This is a genomic window from Streptomyces sp. NPDC102283, assembly GCF_044766265.1.
In the GTDB taxonomy this organism is placed as follows: Bacteria; Actinomycetota; Actinomycetes; order Streptomycetales; family Streptomycetaceae; genus Streptomyces.
This window is the reverse complement of sequence record NZ_JBIWLQ010000016.1, coordinates 193,804-210,229: the sequence shown is the minus strand read 5'-3', so window position 1 is coordinate 210,229 and position 16,426 is coordinate 193,804. Positions and strand designations below refer to the sequence as shown.

At 71.6% G+C, this 16,426-nt stretch carries 17 protein-coding genes; 8 read left to right on the top strand and 9 right to left on the bottom strand.

Annotated elements, in window-relative coordinates:
• The first annotated feature begins 124 nt into the window (after positions 1-124).
• Positions 125-601, top strand: a complete 477-nt coding sequence (locus tag ACIRJT_RS28595; protein ID WP_403914504.1) for an alkyl sulfatase dimerization domain-containing protein — start codon at positions 125-127, stop codon at positions 599-601.
• Positions 602-849: 248 nt separating this feature from the next.
• A complete protein-coding gene (locus tag ACIRJT_RS28590) occupies positions 850-1,464 on the top strand; it encodes a GNAT family N-acetyltransferase (protein WP_403914477.1) in 615 nt (204 codons plus the stop codon).
• Positions 1,465-1,579: 115 nt separating this feature from the next.
• Here the strand turns inward: ACIRJT_RS28590 and ACIRJT_RS28585 are convergent, their stop codons facing one another.
• Positions 1,580-2,128 carry a hypothetical protein gene (locus tag ACIRJT_RS28585; protein ID WP_403914475.1) on the bottom strand — a complete coding sequence of 183 codons (549 nt, stop codon included), beginning with the start codon at positions 2,126-2,128 and terminating at the stop codon, positions 1,580-1,582.
• 627 nt (positions 2,129-2,755) lie between these two features.
• On the bottom strand, positions 2,756-2,992 hold the full coding sequence (locus ACIRJT_RS28580; RefSeq protein WP_403914472.1) for a hypothetical protein: 237 nt from the start codon (positions 2,990-2,992) through the stop codon (positions 2,756-2,758).
• A 248-nt stretch (positions 2,993-3,240) separates the two neighbouring features.
• Between ACIRJT_RS28580 and ACIRJT_RS28575 the strand changes: the two genes are divergently transcribed.
• Positions 3,241-4,281, top strand: coding sequence for a helix-turn-helix domain-containing protein (locus tag ACIRJT_RS28575; protein WP_403914469.1), 1,041 nt, complete (start codon positions 3,241-3,243; stop codon positions 4,279-4,281).
• A 101-nt stretch (positions 4,282-4,382) separates the two neighbouring features.
• Here ACIRJT_RS28575 and ACIRJT_RS28570 read toward each other — a convergent pair whose 3' ends face one another.
• On the bottom strand, positions 4,383-4,970 hold the full coding sequence (locus ACIRJT_RS28570) for an MSMEG_1061 family FMN-dependent PPOX-type flavoprotein (RefSeq protein WP_403914468.1): 588 nt from the start codon (positions 4,968-4,970) through the stop codon (positions 4,383-4,385).
• Positions 4,971-5,182: 212 nt separating this feature from the next.
• Between ACIRJT_RS28570 and ACIRJT_RS28565 the strand changes: the two genes are divergently transcribed.
• From ACIRJT_RS28565 to ACIRJT_RS28550, 4 genes are all read left to right on the top strand, one after another.
• On the top strand, positions 5,183-6,250 hold the full coding sequence (locus tag ACIRJT_RS28565; protein WP_403914465.1) for a FecCD family ABC transporter permease: 1,068 nt from the start codon (positions 5,183-5,185) through the stop codon (positions 6,248-6,250).
• Positions 6,247-7,335, top strand: coding sequence for a FecCD family ABC transporter permease (locus ACIRJT_RS28560; protein WP_403914462.1), 1,089 nt, complete (start codon positions 6,247-6,249; stop codon positions 7,333-7,335). Before ACIRJT_RS28565 ends, ACIRJT_RS28560 begins: the two co-directional genes overlap by 4 nt.
• Before the next feature lie 64 nt (positions 7,336-7,399).
• Entirely contained in the window at positions 7,400-8,209 is an 810-nt protein-coding gene (locus ACIRJT_RS28555; RefSeq protein ID WP_403914459.1) for an ABC transporter ATP-binding protein, read from the top strand.
• A 69-nt stretch (positions 8,210-8,278) separates the two neighbouring features.
• Positions 8,279-9,310 (top strand): iron-siderophore ABC transporter substrate-binding protein, encoded by a 1,032-nt coding sequence (locus ACIRJT_RS28550; protein ID WP_403914456.1) that lies wholly within the window; start codon positions 8,279-8,281, stop codon positions 9,308-9,310.
• Positions 9,311-9,399: 89 nt separating this feature from the next.
• On the opposite strand, the gene ACIRJT_RS28545 is transcribed toward ACIRJT_RS28550, so the two are convergent.
• The 4 genes from ACIRJT_RS28545 to ACIRJT_RS28530 all read right to left on the bottom strand — a co-directional run bounded on the left by ACIRJT_RS28545 (position 9,400) and on the right by ACIRJT_RS28530 (position 13,064).
• Positions 9,400-10,020 carry a YceI family protein gene (locus ACIRJT_RS28545; protein ID WP_403914453.1) on the bottom strand — a complete coding sequence of 207 codons (621 nt, stop codon included), beginning with the start codon at positions 10,018-10,020 and terminating at the stop codon, positions 9,400-9,402.
• A 100-nt stretch (positions 10,021-10,120) separates the two neighbouring features.
• On the bottom strand, positions 10,121-11,377 hold the full coding sequence (locus tag ACIRJT_RS28540; RefSeq protein ID WP_403914450.1) for a hypothetical protein: 1,257 nt from the start codon (positions 11,375-11,377) through the stop codon (positions 10,121-10,123).
• A gap of 40 nt (positions 11,378-11,417) precedes the next feature.
• Positions 11,418-11,705 (bottom strand): chaplin family protein, encoded by a 288-nt coding sequence (locus ACIRJT_RS28535; protein ID WP_403914448.1) that lies wholly within the window; start codon positions 11,703-11,705, stop codon positions 11,418-11,420.
• A 210-nt stretch (positions 11,706-11,915) separates the two neighbouring features.
• Entirely contained in the window at positions 11,916-13,064 is a 1,149-nt protein-coding gene (locus tag ACIRJT_RS28530; RefSeq protein ID WP_403914445.1) for a DNA gyrase subunit B, read from the bottom strand.
• 472 nt (positions 13,065-13,536) lie between these two features.
• On the opposite strand from ACIRJT_RS28530, the gene ACIRJT_RS28525 reads away from it, so the two are divergent.
• On the top strand, positions 13,537-14,061 hold the full coding sequence (locus tag ACIRJT_RS28525; protein WP_403914442.1) for a hypothetical protein: 525 nt from the start codon (positions 13,537-13,539) through the stop codon (positions 14,059-14,061).
• 79 nt (positions 14,062-14,140) lie between these two features.
• Here ACIRJT_RS28525 and ACIRJT_RS28520 read toward each other — a convergent pair whose 3' ends face one another.
• Entirely contained in the window at positions 14,141-14,812 is a 672-nt protein-coding gene (locus tag ACIRJT_RS28520; RefSeq protein WP_403914440.1) for a peptidoglycan-binding domain-containing protein, read from the bottom strand.
• Positions 14,813-14,973: 161 nt separating this feature from the next.
• Complete coding sequence (locus tag ACIRJT_RS28515) at positions 14,974-16,185, bottom strand: glycoside hydrolase family 64 protein (protein WP_403914501.1); 1,212 nt, start codon at positions 16,183-16,185, stop codon at positions 14,974-14,976.
• Positions 16,186-16,426 lie beyond the last annotated feature (241 nt).

Here is a 16,426-nt window from a genome sequence, read left to right as displayed (position 1 = left end):
AGACCCCAAGCCCTACGTCTGGACCAAGACCGCGGACGAGATCCTCGAACGCCTCGCCTCATATCTGAACAGAATTCCTGACTCAGAAGACTAGCAGTACAGCCACGACCAGGAGCGACGCACGATACTGTCCGGCGCCGACCCGGAGGAACTGCGTACCCGGCTGGCGGAACTGCCGTCGTACCTGGACACGACCCGTTCACCCGGCAGATGTACCACGGTGGCCGGTAAGGCCGCCCGGCAGTTCACCGGCTACCTCGGTTGGTTCACCGGCCACGCCGCCGACCTGGCTCCCACCCCTGCCGCCGAGCGGGCCCGCCGCACCATCGCCTTCATGGGCGGCCATCAGCAGGTGCTGGATGCCGCCGCCACCGCCCTGAACGACGACGACCCCCGGAGTGGGCCATCGAACTGTCCCGCGACCTGGTCACCGCCGAGCGAGCCGACAAGGAAGCCCGCAACCTCGCACCCGCCCCGCCACCTCGGAGGACAGCCCGGCGGCCACGGTCGCCCTCGCCCGCGGACACCTCGTCGCTCTGGCCGCCGCCGCCGCGAGGCTGGAGCATCTCATCGCCTCGGGCACCGCGGCCGTCACCGGTGACACCGCCACGGCCGCCAACGTGTTCAGCGCCTTCACCGCCCGCGAGCCCGTATCGCTGCTCCTGCGCCCACCACCGCGGTCCGCGCGCGGATGCCGGCCGTGCTGCGGCGCTGATGGTGCTGATCGGGTCACTGTGCACGCTGCTGCCCGTAGGACCGCACTTCCTCGCCGACAGTCCTGGCGGGATCCAACTGGCCCGCTGCGGTTCTCGCCACCCCTTTCACCGTTCAAGATCATCACGATGCAGAATGACCTGTATGTCGATAACGAACACGCCTCAGCCGGCCACGCTCGACGATGCCGCCTCGATCAGCCGGACCCTGGCCCGGGCCTTCGCGGGTGACCCGATGATGGACTGGTTCTTCCCCGGCGGAGCCTCGCGCGAGCCTGATCTGGTCCGCTACTTCGCCACGATCTTCACCCGGCAGTACGGCCGCCACGGGGTGTGCGAGCGCACCGGGTCGGCGGCCGCGTTCTGGGTGGCGCCGGAGGGGCAGGAGAAGGCCGTTCCCGACGCGGAGACCGTCGCGGAGCTTGAGGAGATCCTGGGCGACCGGGCGCCCCTGTTCCGGGAGGCCGTCCAGGCCGCCGCCGAGCAGGGCCCCAAGGAGCCGCACTGGTACCTCGCGGTCGTCGGCGCGGACCCGGCCGCCCGGGGAGAGGGGCACGGGGCGGCCCTGCTGCGCTCCGGGCTGGCCAAGGCGGACGCGGCGGGCCTGCCGGTCTACCTGGAGTCCTCCAAGCCGGACAACCTGCCCTTCTACGAGCACTTCGGCTTCACGGTTCTGGCGGAAGTTCAGCTCCCGGGGGGCGGTCCGGCGCTGTGGGTCATGCGGCGCGAGCCGGTCCCGGCCGGGCGGTAGCGGGACGACGGCGGGTGGGCCCCGGGCCCGACCTGGGGCCCACCCGCCGCGGCACATCGGAGCCGAAGGGCTGGGCTACGGCGGGAGCGTGTGACCGCGATCGACCTCGGGCCGTTCAGAGGCGGCAGGCGGGGAGGGGTTCCACGGCGAACGGGCGGGGCCCGAAGGTGTGGCCGGAGCGGGCGCGCATCAGCGGCAGCGCCTGACGGAGGTCTGCGCCGAGGTGGTGCAGGGAGGCGCAGCCACGCGACTCCCAGACGGCGAACTCCCCTTTCGCGTCCCGTGATGCGGTGTTCCACAACAGGGCGTCGCCGTTCTCACTCCACGCGAAGACCTCCAGGGTGGCGGCCAGGGACCAGTGGCCGTCCGGCTCCACCATCCAGCCGAACTCCTCGGTCTCGCCTTCTCGATAGCTTGCGCGCAAGCGCGCCGTGAGCCGGTCGCCCCGACCGCGCAGGCCGTCGGCGTATCCCGACCGGACCGGTGGGTAGACCAGCCACATCCCGAAGGTGCGTCCCCACCCCGCGTGGCGAACGAACGCGCGATAGGAATCCGGGAATCCCTCGCCGTCCGCGAAGCGATGTCCATCGAGGGCTTCGAAGTCGATGTGCTCGGTCGTCGGCGGGCCCGGAAGGCGCAGCCCGGCTATGGAATCGCTGATCATGCCGTGGATGCTAGCGACCCATAGAACGGCTCGGGCTGCGGACCGACCTGCGAGGGGCAGGCCGTCTGGGGCCTTCTCCGCGTGGGACCGGGGTGAGGGGATCGCGGCCGGTACGAGCGCCACGCGGTCCCTCCGGCAGCCCTCCGAAATCGGACCCAGGCCCTCCGTTCGCGGTCACGGGACCGGGTTGGCGCGAGGATCATTCCGTGACGTCCCCCATGCTGATTCTTCGCCGCCAAAAAGGCCGGGTATTCGGGCCTGCCACCGGCGCGGAGGCCGAACCACACGGCACGGGGGAATTTCCTGGGGAGATCTCGAAGACTGGTCCCGATGACAAGATCGCCTCCGAGGCGGAGGGCATTGCGGGCGTCGCGGAGCACGAGGTCCAGTACAAGGCCGAGATCGGCCACAACGAGCTGATGAAGGTCCGTTCCGGAACGCACAACAGCCGTATCAAGCACTCTTCGTGGAGCAAGGTTCACGCGGATGACGCCCGTCGAAAAGGCACGCCTGGCGGTGTATTACTCCTCCGCGACTTAGTCCTGCTTCCCCCACCTCCCCTGCCGGGAGTGCTCCTGGCGGAAACTGGAGCGGTCCGCCAGGAGCACCCGGTTCACCGGGAGCGATTCACTGCCATACCCACAGGATGTACTTGCCGCCGCCGATCCCGTCGCCGGCGTACGAATCGCGCAGCGATATGCACGTCGAGTACGAGAAGGTGCCGTACTTCACGTAGCCCGGCACGGCGGTGGTCCCCTTCGTACCGACTTCGGAGACGGGGGCCTCCTGGGCGGTGGCGACAGACCCGCCGGCGAGGAGAGCGGCTCCGGCCGCGAGGGCGGCGATCCATGTACGAGTGCGCATGATGCTCCTTCGAGATGATGTGTCGGATGGTGTACCGAGATCCGGGTCTCACCCTTGTTCCCACGGCTTCGGCAGGAGAGTTCAGCCGAATCCGGGCGATTTCGAGAATGGCCGTGCGGTCACCGGGCTGACAAGGAGATCCAGCGTTCGTGTCTGTTCGGAACGGAGCTCACAGGCGTTCCGAACACCCTCGAACATGGCCGGTTTCAGAAGTGCCAGGTCAGCGTCGGCGAGGTCATGCTGAAGCAATGAACCAGAAGGGGGGCGGTCTCGCCGAGCTGCCTGAGAAATCACCGCGGCCCGCAGAGGCTCGGACCCCTGCCGAGTTCACCGCGGCTTTGCGGGCGCTGCGGATCTGGTCAGGACTGACCTACCGGCAGCTTGAGGGCAAGGCCACCGCGCAGACCGACACACTCCCGGCCAGCACGATCGCGACCACGCTCGGCCGGTTCACTCTGCCCCGCGAAGGATTCGTCGACGCCTGCACCCGCGCGTGCGGTCTGGGCCCCGAAGACGTAGATCAGTGGCGCGAGGCGCGCCGTCGCATCGCAGCCGACGAACCCGTGGTGAACGGTGAAGCGCGCGACCGTGATCCCGACCCTCCAGCCCCCGACCCTCCAGCCCCCGACCCTCCAGCCCCCGGCGCGCCTGCTCCGGCCGGCCTCTCCCTGGGGCACCGGGTGGCCGGCCTGCTCGGTGCCACAGCCCTCGGGATCGCGGGCACACTCGGTGTCAGCGGCCTGACGCGCGATGCGTCGACACCAGCGGCCCTGCCTGAGATGCCGGTGACCGGTCTGCGCATGCCGGCTGTGGGCAGTTGGGCGCAGATCCACCCTGCCCGGGCACCCGAGTTGTGCCTCACCGAAGGCAGGGACCGCACCGGCCGGTACCGGACGGCCGTCGCCGCCCAACGGCCCTGTGCGAACGCCGCCCTGCCTCTGGTCTTCCTGGAACCGCCGGGCAGGGACACCGTGCAGATCCAGTGGCACCACGGCAAGTACGGCATCGGCTGCCTCACCGTCCTGTCGAAGGGGCCGGGGAGAGACCTGCTGCAGCCCCGCGACGACTGTGCCGATCATGATCGGGCCCAACAGTTCCGCATCGAGCACCTCGGTGCGCCCGCCACCCACTTCCGTATCCGCCCGGTCATCACCGGTTGGTGCTTGAGCCCGCGCCACCAGGACACCGAGGACGGAGCCGAAGCCGTCCAGGGGCGTTGCTCAGGCGCCACCGACCAGGACTTCGTGATCGAACTCGCTCCGCCCCCGCACCCCGCTGCCGGACCATGACCCTCCGTGAGCAGCGACGAGCCAGGCCCCGGGCCGTGGCGTGTCCTCCGCCGCGCCGACCGCGCTCGCCGTGGGTTTCGGTAAAGCGAATCGCCCGCCGGTCACACCGTCGCTTCCGCTTCCCTTTCCACGTCAGCCCCCGCCCACGTCTGAGGCGCCCACACTCCCGACCGCTTCAGCGACGCCGGGCAGTGGCGGAAGATCTCGTCGATCTCGACGACCAGGGCGAGCTTCGGGCGCTGGCCCTTCAGCGTCATCGCGTCGAAGAACGGGGCGTCGGTGACGATGCGGGCCCGGCCGTTGATGCGCAGGACGTCCATCGCGCCCGGTATCAGGTAGAGCAGGCCCACGCGCGGGTTCGCCAGGATGTTGTGGAAGCTGTCCGCGCGGCGGTTTCCCGGGCGGTCGGGCAGGGCGATGGTGCCCGGGTCCAGGACGTGGGTGAAGCCGGGGGCGTCGCCGCGCGGGGTGGCGTCGCAGTTGCCGGCCGCGTCCGACGTGGCCATGGTGCACAGCGGCGAGCGGGCCAGCAGGTCCAGGTCGTCCTCGGTGAGCCGGTCGTGGACCTTGTCGATGACGATCGGGTGCGGGGTGCCCAGCAGTTCGCGCAGCTCGTTCGCCGAGGCCAGGGGCACGGCCCCGGCCAACGGGCCGGTGGCGGGGGCGACGGGGTCGGCGGCGTACGACAAGGAAGTGCTCCGGAGCTCGTGGGGTGCGGCAGCGCACGGTCGAACAGGCGCTGTTAGGGTGACCTTACTTTGGGCCCCCTTGTGCTCCCCGTCCGGGGTGGACCGGCCGACGAGGGCGCCACCCGTGCCCGAGGGAAGCCCCAGCGCCGACGAGCAAGGGTTGAGGAACGAACAGTGCACCACCGCATTCCGGCCGCCCCGGTGGCCGGGTCGTGAGCGGCCCGGCCCTCCTGGAGAAGGAGAAGCAGCCGGGCGGCGGCAAGGAAGCGCGGCGCAAGCGCAGCCGCCCTGTGCTCGCCCTCGGGCTGCTCGCCGCCCTCGCCGTGCTCTTCCTCACCGTCGTCGCCAGCCTCGCCATCGGCTCCGGCGACGTGCCCTTCCGCGATGTCGTGGACGGGGTCCTCGACCCGGACACCTCGGTCAAGGGCCAGCTCATCGTCCAGGAGGTCCGCATCCCGCGCACCGTCGCCGGGCTGCTCGCCGGTGCCGCACTCGGCCTCGCGGGCACGGTGATGCAGGGCGTCGCCCGCAACCCCCTCGCCGACCCCCAGCTCCTCGGCATCAACGCGGGCGCGTCCGTCGCCGTCGTCTGCTCGATCACCCTGTTCGGGTTCACGGTCGCGACCCAGTTCATCTGGTTCGGCTTCCTCGGCGCGCTGCTCGCCGCCCTCCTCGTGTACGGGGTCGGCTCGCTCGGGCGCGAAGGCGCGACGCCCGTGAAGCTGGCCCTGGCGGGGGCCGCCACCGCCGCAGTCCTCACCTCGGTGACCAGCGCGATCCTGCTCCAGGACCGGGGCAGCTACGACCAGTTCCGGTTCTGGCAGCTCGGCGCTCTGACCGCCCGCGGCTCCGAGGTGCTCTGGCAGGTCTCGCCGTTCATCCTCGTCGGCACCGTCCTGGCGCTGGCCCTCGGACCGCAGCTCAACGCCCTCTCCCTCGGTGACGACCTCGCCCGCGGCCTCGGCCAGCGCGTCGGGACCATCCGGCTGGTGTCCGCGCTCGCCGTGGTGATCCTCTGCGGCGCGGCCACCGTCGTCGCCGGGCCCATCGGCTTCGTCGGGCTCGCCGTACCGCACGCCGCCCGCCTCATCACCGGACCCGACTACCGCTGGGTGCTCCCGTACAGCATGGTGCTCGCCCCGGTCATGCTCCTCGTCGCCGACATCGTCGGCCGCGTCATCGCCCGCCCCGGCGAGGTCCAGGTCGGCGTGATCACGGCCGCCATCGGCTGCATCCCGTTCATCTGGCTGGTCCGGCGCAGGAAGCTGGTGGAACTGTGAGCCGTGCACCCGTCGTCGCCGAGGACGCCGCCCGCGCGGACAGGGAGCGGCTCGCCGACGCCGTACGCCAGGTGTCCGCCGTACGCGGCCGGAGCCTCCGGCGCTCCGTGCTCGTCGGCGCGGCCCTGCTGGCCGCCGTGGTCGTCATGTTCGGCGTCTCGCTCAGCTTCGGCGACATGGTGATGCCGATCGGGAAGGTCGTCGCCACCCTGTTCGGCGGCGGCGATGGCGGATCACAGTTCGTCGTCCTGGAACTGCGGCTGCCGCGCGCCCTCCTCGCGATCCTCGTCGGCGCGGGATTCGGCCTCTCCGGAGCCGTCTTCCAGACCGTCCTGCGCAACCCGCTCGCCAGCCCCGACCTGATCGGCATCAGCGCCGGGGCCAGCGCGGTCGCCGTCACCGCAGCCCTGCTCTTCCAGGTCAGCGGACTCGCCCTCTCCGCGAGCGCCCTCACCGGTTCGCTGGTCGCCGGGGCGGCCATCTACCTGCTCGCCTGGCGGCAGGGAATCGCCGGCCAGCGCCTGGTCCTCGTCGGGATCGGCGTCGGCATGGGCCTGTCCAGCATCGTCTGGTACGTGATGGCCCGCTCCGAGGTCACCGACGCGCAAGAGGCGTTCCGCTGGCTCGCGGGCAGCCTCAACGGCCGTTCCTGGGGTCAGGTGTGGCCGCTGCTCATCGCCCTCGGCGTCCTCGTCCCGCTCACCGTCCTCGCCGCCCACGCGCTGCGCCCCCTCCAGCTCGGGGACGACGCCGCCGCCGGGCTCGGCGCGAAGGTCGAGGGTGGGCGGCTCGCGCTGCTGGGCTGCGCGACCGCGCTCGCCGGGGTCGCGACCGCCGCCGCCGGGCCCGTCGGGTTCGTGGCGTTCGTCGCCGCCCCGATCGCCCGCCGCCTGGTCCCGGGCCGGGGCGCGGCCCTGCCGCAGGCGGCCCTGGCCGGGGCGCTGCTGGTCCTGGTCGCCGACTTCGCGGCCCAGCACGCGCTGCCGTCCGTGCAGCTGCCGGTGGGCGTGGTCACGAGCATCATCGGCGCCCCGTATCTGCTCCTGCTCCTGGCCCGCGCGAACCGCGTGGGCGGCGGGGGCTGACATGGAGAAGCGGACAGGGACGGAACAGACAGTTCAGAAGGACGACGAAAGGCGTGGCCCCCTCGTGGCCGAGCACACCTTGGAAGCCCGGGACGTCCGGCTCGGCTACGGCGAACGCGAGATCGTCCCCGGCCTGAGCGTGGCGGTGCCGCCCGGGAAGATCACCGTCATCGTCGGCCCCAACGCCTGCGGGAAGTCGACGTTGCTACGGGCGATGGCCCGGCTGCTGGCCCCCTCCGCCGGGGCGGTGCTCCTGGACGGCCGGTCCATCCAGGAGATGCCGACCAAGGAGGTCGCCGCCGTGCTCGGCATCCTGCCGCAGAGCCCCACGGCCCCCGAGGGCATCACCGTCTCCGACCTGGTCGGGCGCGGCCGCTACCCGCACCAGGGCTGGTTCCGCCGCTGGAGCGCGGAGGACGACGAGGCGGTCGCGGCGGCCCTGCTGTCGACGGACGTCCTCGAACTCGCCGACCGTTCCGTGGACGAGCTGTCGGGCGGCCAGCGCCAGCGGGTGTGGATCGCGATGGCGCTCGCCCAGCGCACGGACATCCTGCTGCTGGACGAGCCGACGACCTTCCTCGACGCCAGCCATCAGCTGGACGTCCTGGACCTGCTCACCGACCTCAACCGCGAGCAGGGCGTCACCATGGTGGCCGTGCTGCACGACCTCAACCTGGCGTGCCGGTACGCGGACCACATGATCGCGATGAAGGCGGGGCGGATCGTCGCGGAGGGCCGGCCGGTCGACATCGTCACGGAGGAACTGGTCGGCGAGGTCTTCGGCATGCGCTGCTCGGTGATCGAGGACCCCGCGTCGGCCACCCCGATGGTCGTACCGCTGGGCCGCCACCACGTGAAGGACCCGGCCGCCTGAGGCTCGAACGGAACCGCATCGCCCCACCCGATGGCACCGTTGTCATTAGGTGAGGCTAACCTAAAGGGTATGAACGCTTCCGCTCCCCGCGCCCGGCGCTCCCGCCGCACCCCCGTCCTCGCGGCCGGCGCCGTCGTCGCCCTGCTCGTCGGTCTCTCGGCCTGCGGCTCGTCGGACGGTTCCGACAGCTCTGCCTCCTCCTCCGCCTCCGAAGGGGCCTCCGCGGGTGCCTTCCCCGCGAAGGTGGCGACGAAGTTCGGCGAGGTCACCGTCGACAAGCAGCCCCAGCGCATCGTCGCGCTCGGCTGGGGCGACGCCGAGACCGTGCTCGCGCTCGGCGGCCAGCCCGTCGGTGCCAGCGACTGGCTGCCGTTCGGCGGCGAGGGCGTCGGCCCGTGGGCCAAGGGCATGTACGACAAGAAGCCCGAACTGATCGGCACGATGGAGCCGGAGTTCGAGAAGATCGCCTCGCTCCAGCCCGACCTGATCCTGGACACCAAGTCCAGCGGCGACCGGACCCGCTACGACACCCTGAAGAAGATCGCCCCGACCGTGGGCGTGCCCAAGGGCGGCGACCAGTACAAGCTCTCGTGGGAGCAGCAGACCACGATGATCGCCGCCGCCATGGGCGTACCGGAGAAGGGCGAGAAGCTGATCGCGCAGACCGAGAAGAAGTTCGAGGCCGCCGCGCAGGCCCACCCCGAGTTCAAGGGCAGGACCATCACGCTCGGCTCGCGCACCTCGGAGGGCTTCGGCGTCTACGTCGGCGGCACCGGGCGCGTCGACTTCGTCGAGCGGCTCGGCTTCGAGAACAACCCGGAGGCCGAGGCCAAGGCCGGCGAGAGCTTCTCCGTCCCGGTCTCCAAGGAGAACCTGGACATGCTCGACGCCGACCTCACGGTCATGGCGCCGATCGGCATCCCGGCCACCGACATCAGCGGCGACCCGCTGTACAAGGCGGTTCCGTCGGTCAAGGCGGGCAACGACCTCGTCTTCGACGACAAGGACATCTCCCAGGCCTTCGCCACGGACTCGGTCCTGTCCGTCTCGTACGCCCTGGAGAAGGTCGTCCCGCTCTTCGCGGAGAAGGTCGCGAGGTAGCGCCGGACGCACCGCGCGCCCCGTCCCCGGGAGAACCGGGTGCGGGGCGCTGCTGTGTGACGGGGGGACGCGCTCGGCGGCCGGGAGCGTCAGGCGACCGGAGCGGCGGCCTTGATCGCGGAGATGTCGAAGGTCAGCTTCACCTTGTCGCTCACCATCACCCCGCCGGTCTCCAGCGCCGCGTTCCAGGTCAGGCCCCAGTCGGAGCGCAGGATGTCGGCGCTGCCCTCGAAGCCGACGCGCTCGTTGCCGTAGACGTCGGTGGCGGAGCCGTTGAACTCCAGGTCGATGGCGAGCGGGCGGGTGACGTCCTTGATGGTCAGGTCGCCGGTGATCCGGTACGCCTCGCCGCCCAGCTGCTCGGCCTTCGTCGAGCGGAACGTCATCAGGGGGAACTTCTCGGCGTCGAAGAAGTCGCCGCTGACCAGGTGGCCGTCACGGTCGGCGATGCCGGTGTCGACACTGCCGATCTTCACGTCGATGGAGGCGGAGGAGTTCGCCGGGTCCGTGCCGTCCACCACGAGGGTGCCCTCGTGCTCGCCGAAGGAGCCGCGCACGTTCGTGACCATCGCGTGGCGCACGGTGAAGCCGATGCTGCTGTGCGCGGGGTCAAGGGTGTACGTGCCGGTCAGGGCGGCCAGCGCCGGGTCCACCGCGGGGGCCTCGGTGACGGTGGGGGCGGCGGTCGACTTGCGGGTGAACAGAGCCATGGCTCCTCCTCGGGGATGCGTTACGGGGACGGATCGAGCGGCGCCGAAGGTGTTGTTCAACCTTCAACGAGTTCGACTGTAACCGCATCTAGTTCAAAGTTCAACATCTGGCACCCGGGTGTGGGGCCAGGAGGAGGTCCTCGTAGCGGTGGTGGTGGCGGGTGGTGGCGCGGTGGTGGAGCAGGGCGGCCGCGCGGGCGAGGTCGCCGGAGTCGATGAGGGCGCGGGCCAGGGTGTCCTGGATGATCTCCCGTTCCACACGTACGCCTCCGATGCGGTCGGCCTTCTCGCCGAGGGCGGCGAGCGTGCGGGCCGCGATGCGGGGGCGGCCTGCGGTGAGGTGCGCCAGGGCCCGGAGAACGGGGCTCAGGACCTCGTGGTAATCGGGGCGCGGGTCGGCGGCGGCCCGGCCGGCCAGGATCTCCAGGTCCTCGGTCGCGGCCTCCACCGCGAGGGCCAGAGCCAGATTGAAGGTGTGGAAGACCTCCGCCATACCGCCCGGCGCCGCCAACAGCTCCCGTACGTGATCCGGGTCGCTGCGACCGGCCGGCTCCTGGCCGACGAGCATCAGGCGCCAGTTCGTCGCCGCCCTCATGCCCACGTCCTCACGCCGCAACGCCGTATCGGCCCGATGGCGGGCATCGGCGAAGTCTCCGCCAGCGATGGACTGCAGAGCGGCGTGCCAGTTGAGATGCCCCAGCTGCACCGCCCCGGCGTCCTCCGCAAGCCACGCGTCCAGCATCCGGGTGGACGCCGGACCCGCGCCGAGCTCGTGCTCGGCATGGGCGAGGGCGTGCACGGCCACTCCCGAGCGGGGATTGCGGGACAGCGCGTGCTCGGCGAGCCGATGCGCTTCACGCACCCGGCCCTGCTCCGCCCTGACCGAGGCGAGGCAGCTCGTCCACGCCCAGCTGTCCGGCCCGGCGAGCGCGGCCTGCTGTTCCACCAGGGCGTCCCCGCGTGCGCGGTAGGCGGCGTCCCCGTCGGCGGGGAAGGCGTCGAGCATCAGTGCCGCGACCTCGTCGGCGGGCCAGCGAGCGAAGTGCGCCACCAGGTGATCGGCGGTCAGCCGGTACTGGCGGTGGGAGTGCAGGAACACCCCGTACACCAGGCTCGCCTCCCGCTCGCCGGCGGCCTGCGCGTCCCGGTGGGCGGTCACCAGCTGCTGCCTCAGAACCGTGTCGCTCATCCGCTCGGACGTCGCCAGGGTCAACAGCCCCCGCGCCAGACCGCAACCGGGCTCCTCGGCCACCCATGTCCGCAACAGGGGCAGCGTCCGCCCGCTGAGGGCCAGGAACTCCGCCACCGCCCGGTCACCGACCGGCGCGTCGGCCGCCACCGCGCCCGTCGCCGTCACCGTCCCGAGGCCACCGACGCCGGTCCGCCCGCCGCGCGCATCAGTACGCCGCCCTGAACAGAGCGGTGCAGATGATGCCGCTGTTGCCGCAGTGATTACGCGTCAGGCTCAGGGGCAGTCCGGCGTGGTTGCCGCTGCCCAGGCCGCTCCCGGCGACCGTGGCGCCCTCGGCGCGCGCACCGCCCTGGTTGGCGCACGTGTTGCCGAACGCCGCGTTCCCGATGCCGACGACGTTCGCCTCGGCGGTTCCGGCGGGAAGCAGGGCCGCACCGGCGACCGCCCCCAGCACCATGGCCCGAGTGCCGGTGCTCCGCGTTTCCCTGCTCATGGTCGACTCCCGTGTTCGGGCCGGACTTCGCCCGGCCTGGCATATGCACCCGTCTCCTGATCAACGACCGGCCCAGGCCTCCGGCACGACCCACGTCAACCGCGTGCACGGGCCGAGCGTCACAACCGGCCCGACAGACCGCCCGCGGCGCTCGGCGGACCCGGGCATCCGAACTCGACCGCGCGGCTGCCGCACGGCTGCGTGGGCTGTTCAGTCCCGGTGAGCGGTCCGGAGGATCCGGCCGACGATCTGCGCGGCGTGCTCCGGCTGCCCCTCGAACCAGCTGCCGAGGTGTTCGCGGACAGCCTCCGCGACACAGCCGCGCACTTCGGCGTTGCCCAGCAGTTCGTGCGTGGCGCCGAGGAATTCGGGGTGGTCGAGCTTCACCGACACGACTGCCGTGAGGCCGTCGTCGATCCGGTCGGCCCGGGGAGCGTTGTCCCCTGTCAGCAGCCCTCGTTCGCGCGCGTACGCGGTGACCGCCGCCGCCACTCCGTCCCGCAAACCGTCCAGGTGGGTGCCGCCCTGGCGAGTGGCCCGGCTGTTGGCGAAGCCGCGTACGGACTCGGGGCGGGAGCCGCTCCACAGCAGGGCCACCTCCATCGTCCCCGCCATCCGCGGGTCCTCGCGCTCGAAGCCGATGACCTCCGGATCGTGAAAGGTCCCCGTTTCCGCGTCGAGGGCGGCCACGAAGTCCCGCACGCCGTCCGGAAACCGGAAGCTCACCGCGCGGGCCCCGACCGCCGGGCGCTCGTCGGTCAGCGAGGTGCGCAGGCCCCGGTTGAGGAAGGCCACCTGCCGGAAGCGCTCCGCCAGTACGGCGAACGAGCACCACGTCGTGTCGAAGACCTCGCTGTCGGGCCAGAAGGCGACGACCGTCCCGCTTCCTGTCGCCGGCCCCGTGGCGGCGGGCCGGGCGGCCGCTGCACCGCGCGCGTACTCCTGGACCCGGCGCGTTCCCCCGTGCCGCACCTCGGCCGTCAGCCTGCTCGACAGGACGTTGGCCACGAAGGGTCCCGGGCCGTCATGGCCGACGTGTGCGATGTGCCGGCCGGCGCGCTCGGCGGCGGGCGTACCGGCCAGCAGGGCCGCGGGACCGTGGCCGCCGATGTCCCCGTCGATGACGAGGGGATCCGCCGGCCCATAGGCGGCGACCCGGACGCCGCCGCAGTGGGTCAGCGTGACATCGACGGAGCCGCCTTCGCGACCGGCCAGGACACGGTTCACGAACCAGCCCACGACCTGGAACACCAGCTCGTGCAGCCCGCGTTCGCCCGTCGAGCCGATCCACATACCGGGCCGTTTCCGCATGGCTTCCCGCAGCTCCAGCGCTTCGATCCCGACCGCGTCGCCCCTCATGCTCTTCCCCCTCACGAAGACCCCTCCCATGGTGTTCGGTGGATCCCCGTAGCGTAGGCAAGATCCATGAAAATGCCAGGTCAGAGGCATTTTGTCGAAGCTGTGAGCGGATGGGTGGGGGTGTGCCGGGACGCGGTCGGCCCAGGTGTCGCGGACCACGCCCGGAACGCGGCCGCGGCCGCGCCGGAGCCCCGTACGCCCCCACTCCGGGCGCCCCTGCGGTCCCTCATTCCATCGATGGAGACAGCAACGTGATCCACCGGCTCGTCGCCCGCGCACCCGGTCGGCCGGACGGGCCGGCCGCGGTGCTCGCACGCGGCGCTCGGCCTCGGTGATGCGGGGCCCGTCGCCCCGGGGGGCGTGCCGCCCTCTGGCGGACGCGCGTAGAACTCGGGCACTATCTCCCTGCCCGGCGTGCGCGGCTCCGCGCCCGTACGCCCCTTGATTTGTCATGAGCAGGAGGAATCCCCCCATGGTGACCCGTCCACGACTCCGCTCCGCCCTCACCGCCCTGGCCCTCGTCCTCGGCGCCCTCTTCGCGCCCGGCATCGGCGCTCTCGGCAGCGGCGCCACCGAGGCGCACGCCGTGACCAAGCTGACCCACGCGCAGGCGACCTCCCGGTTCAGCTCGTCCGGCGTCACCTGGTCGTCCTCCGGCGGCTGCTCCAACCGCGCCGTCCCCACGTGCACGTCCTTCGACCAGCTCAACCTGGCGAGCGCCCAGGGCGCGCAGACCCTCAAGAGCGCCACCGGCTGCGCGCTCAACATCACCGGCGGCACGGAGACCGGCCACGCCGGCGGCACGTACTCCCACTGGAACGGCTACAAGCTCGACTTCGCCAAGAGCACCTGCCTGAACAACTACGTCACCGGCACCTTCACCTACATCGGCACGCGGGGCGACGGCGCGCGCCAGTACCGGTCCGGGTCCGGCAACATCTACGCGGACGAGGGCAACCACTGGGACGTGACGTACTACAACTGCGGCGGCTGCTGACACCGGCGATGGCGGTGGGGGCCGCCCCGCACCGGGGGCGGCCCCCACCGCCTCCCGCCCCCTTCACCGCCCTACGGGATCACGGGATCGGGTCGGCGTCCGGGCCCTCCTGTTCCAGCAGGTCCCGGGCGAAGTCCTCCCACTGCGCGTACCGGTCCGGGTGCGCGGACCGCTGGACCGCCTGGCACACGTCGCCGGGTTCCATCGACTCCCAGCCGTCGATCTGGAGCAGCCCCGGATTGGCGCTGGGCGAGGGCAGCCCGTAGAAGGACTTGGACGCGGTCGGCACGTGGGTGATCTGCGCCGGCGTGCCCCAGCCCATGCTGGGGCGCTGCTGGAAGACGCCGAGCGAGTCGTGGTCGACCGGCGACGTGTAGTTGACGAACTTCGACTCCTGCATGGCCGTCATCAGAGCGATGACCGCGGCCTCCTCGGAGAGTTCCGCCCCCTTCCCGACGCCGATGACCGTCCGGGCGTGGGCCAGCTGCTCCGGGCCGAGGTCGCCCGGCGCGGCGAAGAACACCCGCAGCTCGCTGTCCGGCGCCGTCCGGAGCAGCTGCGCGGTGGCGGTGTCCACCCGGCCGGTCGGGGGCAGGCCGTAGCTCTGCTGGAAGGCGCGCAGGCCGTGCGCTCCGGAGGCCTGCGGGGCGGGTGACGGCGGTGGGGCGGGGTCCGCGTGCGCCGGAGCCGCTGCGGTGAGCAGGAATCCGGCGGCGACCGCCGCGAGCACGCGGCGGGGGAGTCGGTTCATTCGCATACGGAACCGTCCCGGGGCGCCGGGGCGAAGTCAAGAACGCCGCACGACGTGTCAACCGATGAGGTATCGGATGGCCCGAAGGCGTCGGTCGGACCCGCGTGTGCCCCCGCCCCGAGCAAGGGAGGGCGGAGGCACACGGGTCTACCGGGCGGGCGTCACGACCCCACGCTCACCGTGAAGCGGCGCGGATTCCCGTCGTGCGCCGCGCCCGAGACGTCCGGCTCACCGTCCGGGCGGACGTCGTCGTACGGGAACGCGTAGCCGATCGGGCTGTTCGCGTGGACCACCCGGGACCAGTGGTTGGTGACCGATCCCTGGTAGTAGTCCGCCGTCGACGTGCCGTTCGGCTGGCTCGGGTGGCTCAGCATGATCGAGCGGTTGAAGCCCGCCGCCAGCCGGGCCAGGATCGCCTTCTTGTCGTCGGAGTCGCCCGGGTTGTTGGTGAACGGGCCGTGGTTGCAGGTGAAGACGTCCTTCGTCTGCGGCTTGACGAAGGTGTGACCGCCCTCGAAGGTCAGCGTGTCCCCGCTGACCCGGCCGGCCAGGGTGCCCCGGCCGCCCTGGAGGTCGATGCGCAGGTCCTCGGAGCGGTACTTCTCCCAGACCTCGTCGATCTGGGCGGTGAACAGGTCCCGGAACGGCATCTCGGCGGGCCGGTCGAAGTACGGGGCCATGATGTTCTGCGGCGAGACGACCCGCAGGACGCCGCCGTCCTCACTCCGGGTGATCAGCTTGTCCCACGGCTGCCCGTCGGTGGCGGCCTGGGCGGTGAGGTCGTCCGCGATCCGCTGCACCGCGCCGTCCGGGAGCGGGGCCACGGTGTGCGTCGCGTCGCCCTCCAGCGTGATGCCGATCGGGAGGGCCGTCACCAGGTCGACGTAGCTGATGTTGGAGTACAGCTGCTGCGTGTTGAAGGTGAACTCGCAGAACGACCAGACGCGCCCGTAGTTGGGGTCCGTGGGCGTCGCGAAGGCGGGCTCCACCAGCGAGGGGCCCGGGTTGAGGTAGAAGTCCAGCTTGTCGTCGCGGACGAAGTAGACCCGCGCCCCGTACATCTGCGGCAGGGTCAGCACGACCGGACCCGCGCCCGCGCCCTTGAGCGGGATCGCGCAGTCCACGGGCAGCGGGGTCTGCGGGGCGCCCGGGGAGTCGGGGCGGTAGACGCCGCCGTCCGGCTTGAGCAGCACCCAGCGGTCGGTGCCCAGCTCGTGGCCGGTCACATACGCGTGCACCGTTCCCGGCAACGACTTGTTCTCCAGGGCCAGTTCGCAGGTCGCGGGGGCCGCCGAGGCACGGGGGCTCAGAGCGGTGCCCCAGGTGGGGTACGTGAGCGCCGCGGCCGAGGCGGCGGCGCCGGTCAGGAACATTCGGCGTGAGATCACGAGGTGACTCCCGAGGTGGTGGGGGGCCGCAGGCGGGAAGTGGGGGGGGGGCGCGGGGAAGGACAGGACCGTGGGGGTGCCTGCGGTGCGCACCACTCTCGCGAGGCACGCAACGAGCGTCAATACGTGTGACTGAGAGCGCTCTCAAAAATGCCGAGTCTTCACAACTCGACGCCCCGAAGCGGTACTTGCCGGAACCGAGCGGGTGCGAACCGTGACCACCCGG

Bases quoted from the DNA above. Each gene is read 5' to 3' on its own strand.
- ACIRJT_RS28590 (WP_403914477.1), top strand. From the start codon at position 850: ATGACCTGTATGTCGATAACGAACACGCCTCAGCCGGCCACGCTCGAC.
- ACIRJT_RS28585 (WP_403914475.1), bottom strand. From the start codon at position 2,128: ATGATCAGCGATTCCATAGCCGGGCTGCGCCTTCCGGGCCCGCCGACG.
- ACIRJT_RS28580 (WP_403914472.1), bottom strand. From the start codon at position 2,992: ATGCGCACTCGTACATGGATCGCCGCCCTCGCGGCCGGAGCCGCTCTC.
- ACIRJT_RS28575 (WP_403914469.1), top strand. From the start codon at position 3,241: ATGAACCAGAAGGGGGGCGGTCTCGCCGAGCTGCCTGAGAAATCACCG.
- ACIRJT_RS28550 (WP_403914456.1), top strand. From the start codon at position 8,279: ATGAACGCTTCCGCTCCCCGCGCCCGGCGCTCCCGCCGCACCCCCGTC.
- ACIRJT_RS28545 (WP_403914453.1), bottom strand. From the start codon at position 10,020: ATGGCTCTGTTCACCCGCAAGTCGACCGCCGCCCCCACCGTCACCGAG.
- ACIRJT_RS28535 (WP_403914448.1), bottom strand. From the start codon at position 11,705: ATGAGCAGGGAAACGCGGAGCACCGGCACTCGGGCCATGGTGCTGGGG.
- ACIRJT_RS28530 (WP_403914445.1), bottom strand. From the start codon at position 13,064: ATGAGGGGCGACGCGGTCGGGATCGAAGCGCTGGAGCTGCGGGAAGCC.
- ACIRJT_RS28525 (WP_403914442.1), top strand. From the start codon at position 13,537: ATGGTGACCCGTCCACGACTCCGCTCCGCCCTCACCGCCCTGGCCCTC.
- ACIRJT_RS28520 (WP_403914440.1), bottom strand. From the start codon at position 14,812: ATGAACCGACTCCCCCGCCGCGTGCTCGCGGCGGTCGCCGCCGGATTC.
- ACIRJT_RS28515 (WP_403914501.1), bottom strand. From the start codon at position 16,185: ATGTTCCTGACCGGCGCCGCCGCCTCGGCCGCGGCGCTCACGTACCCC.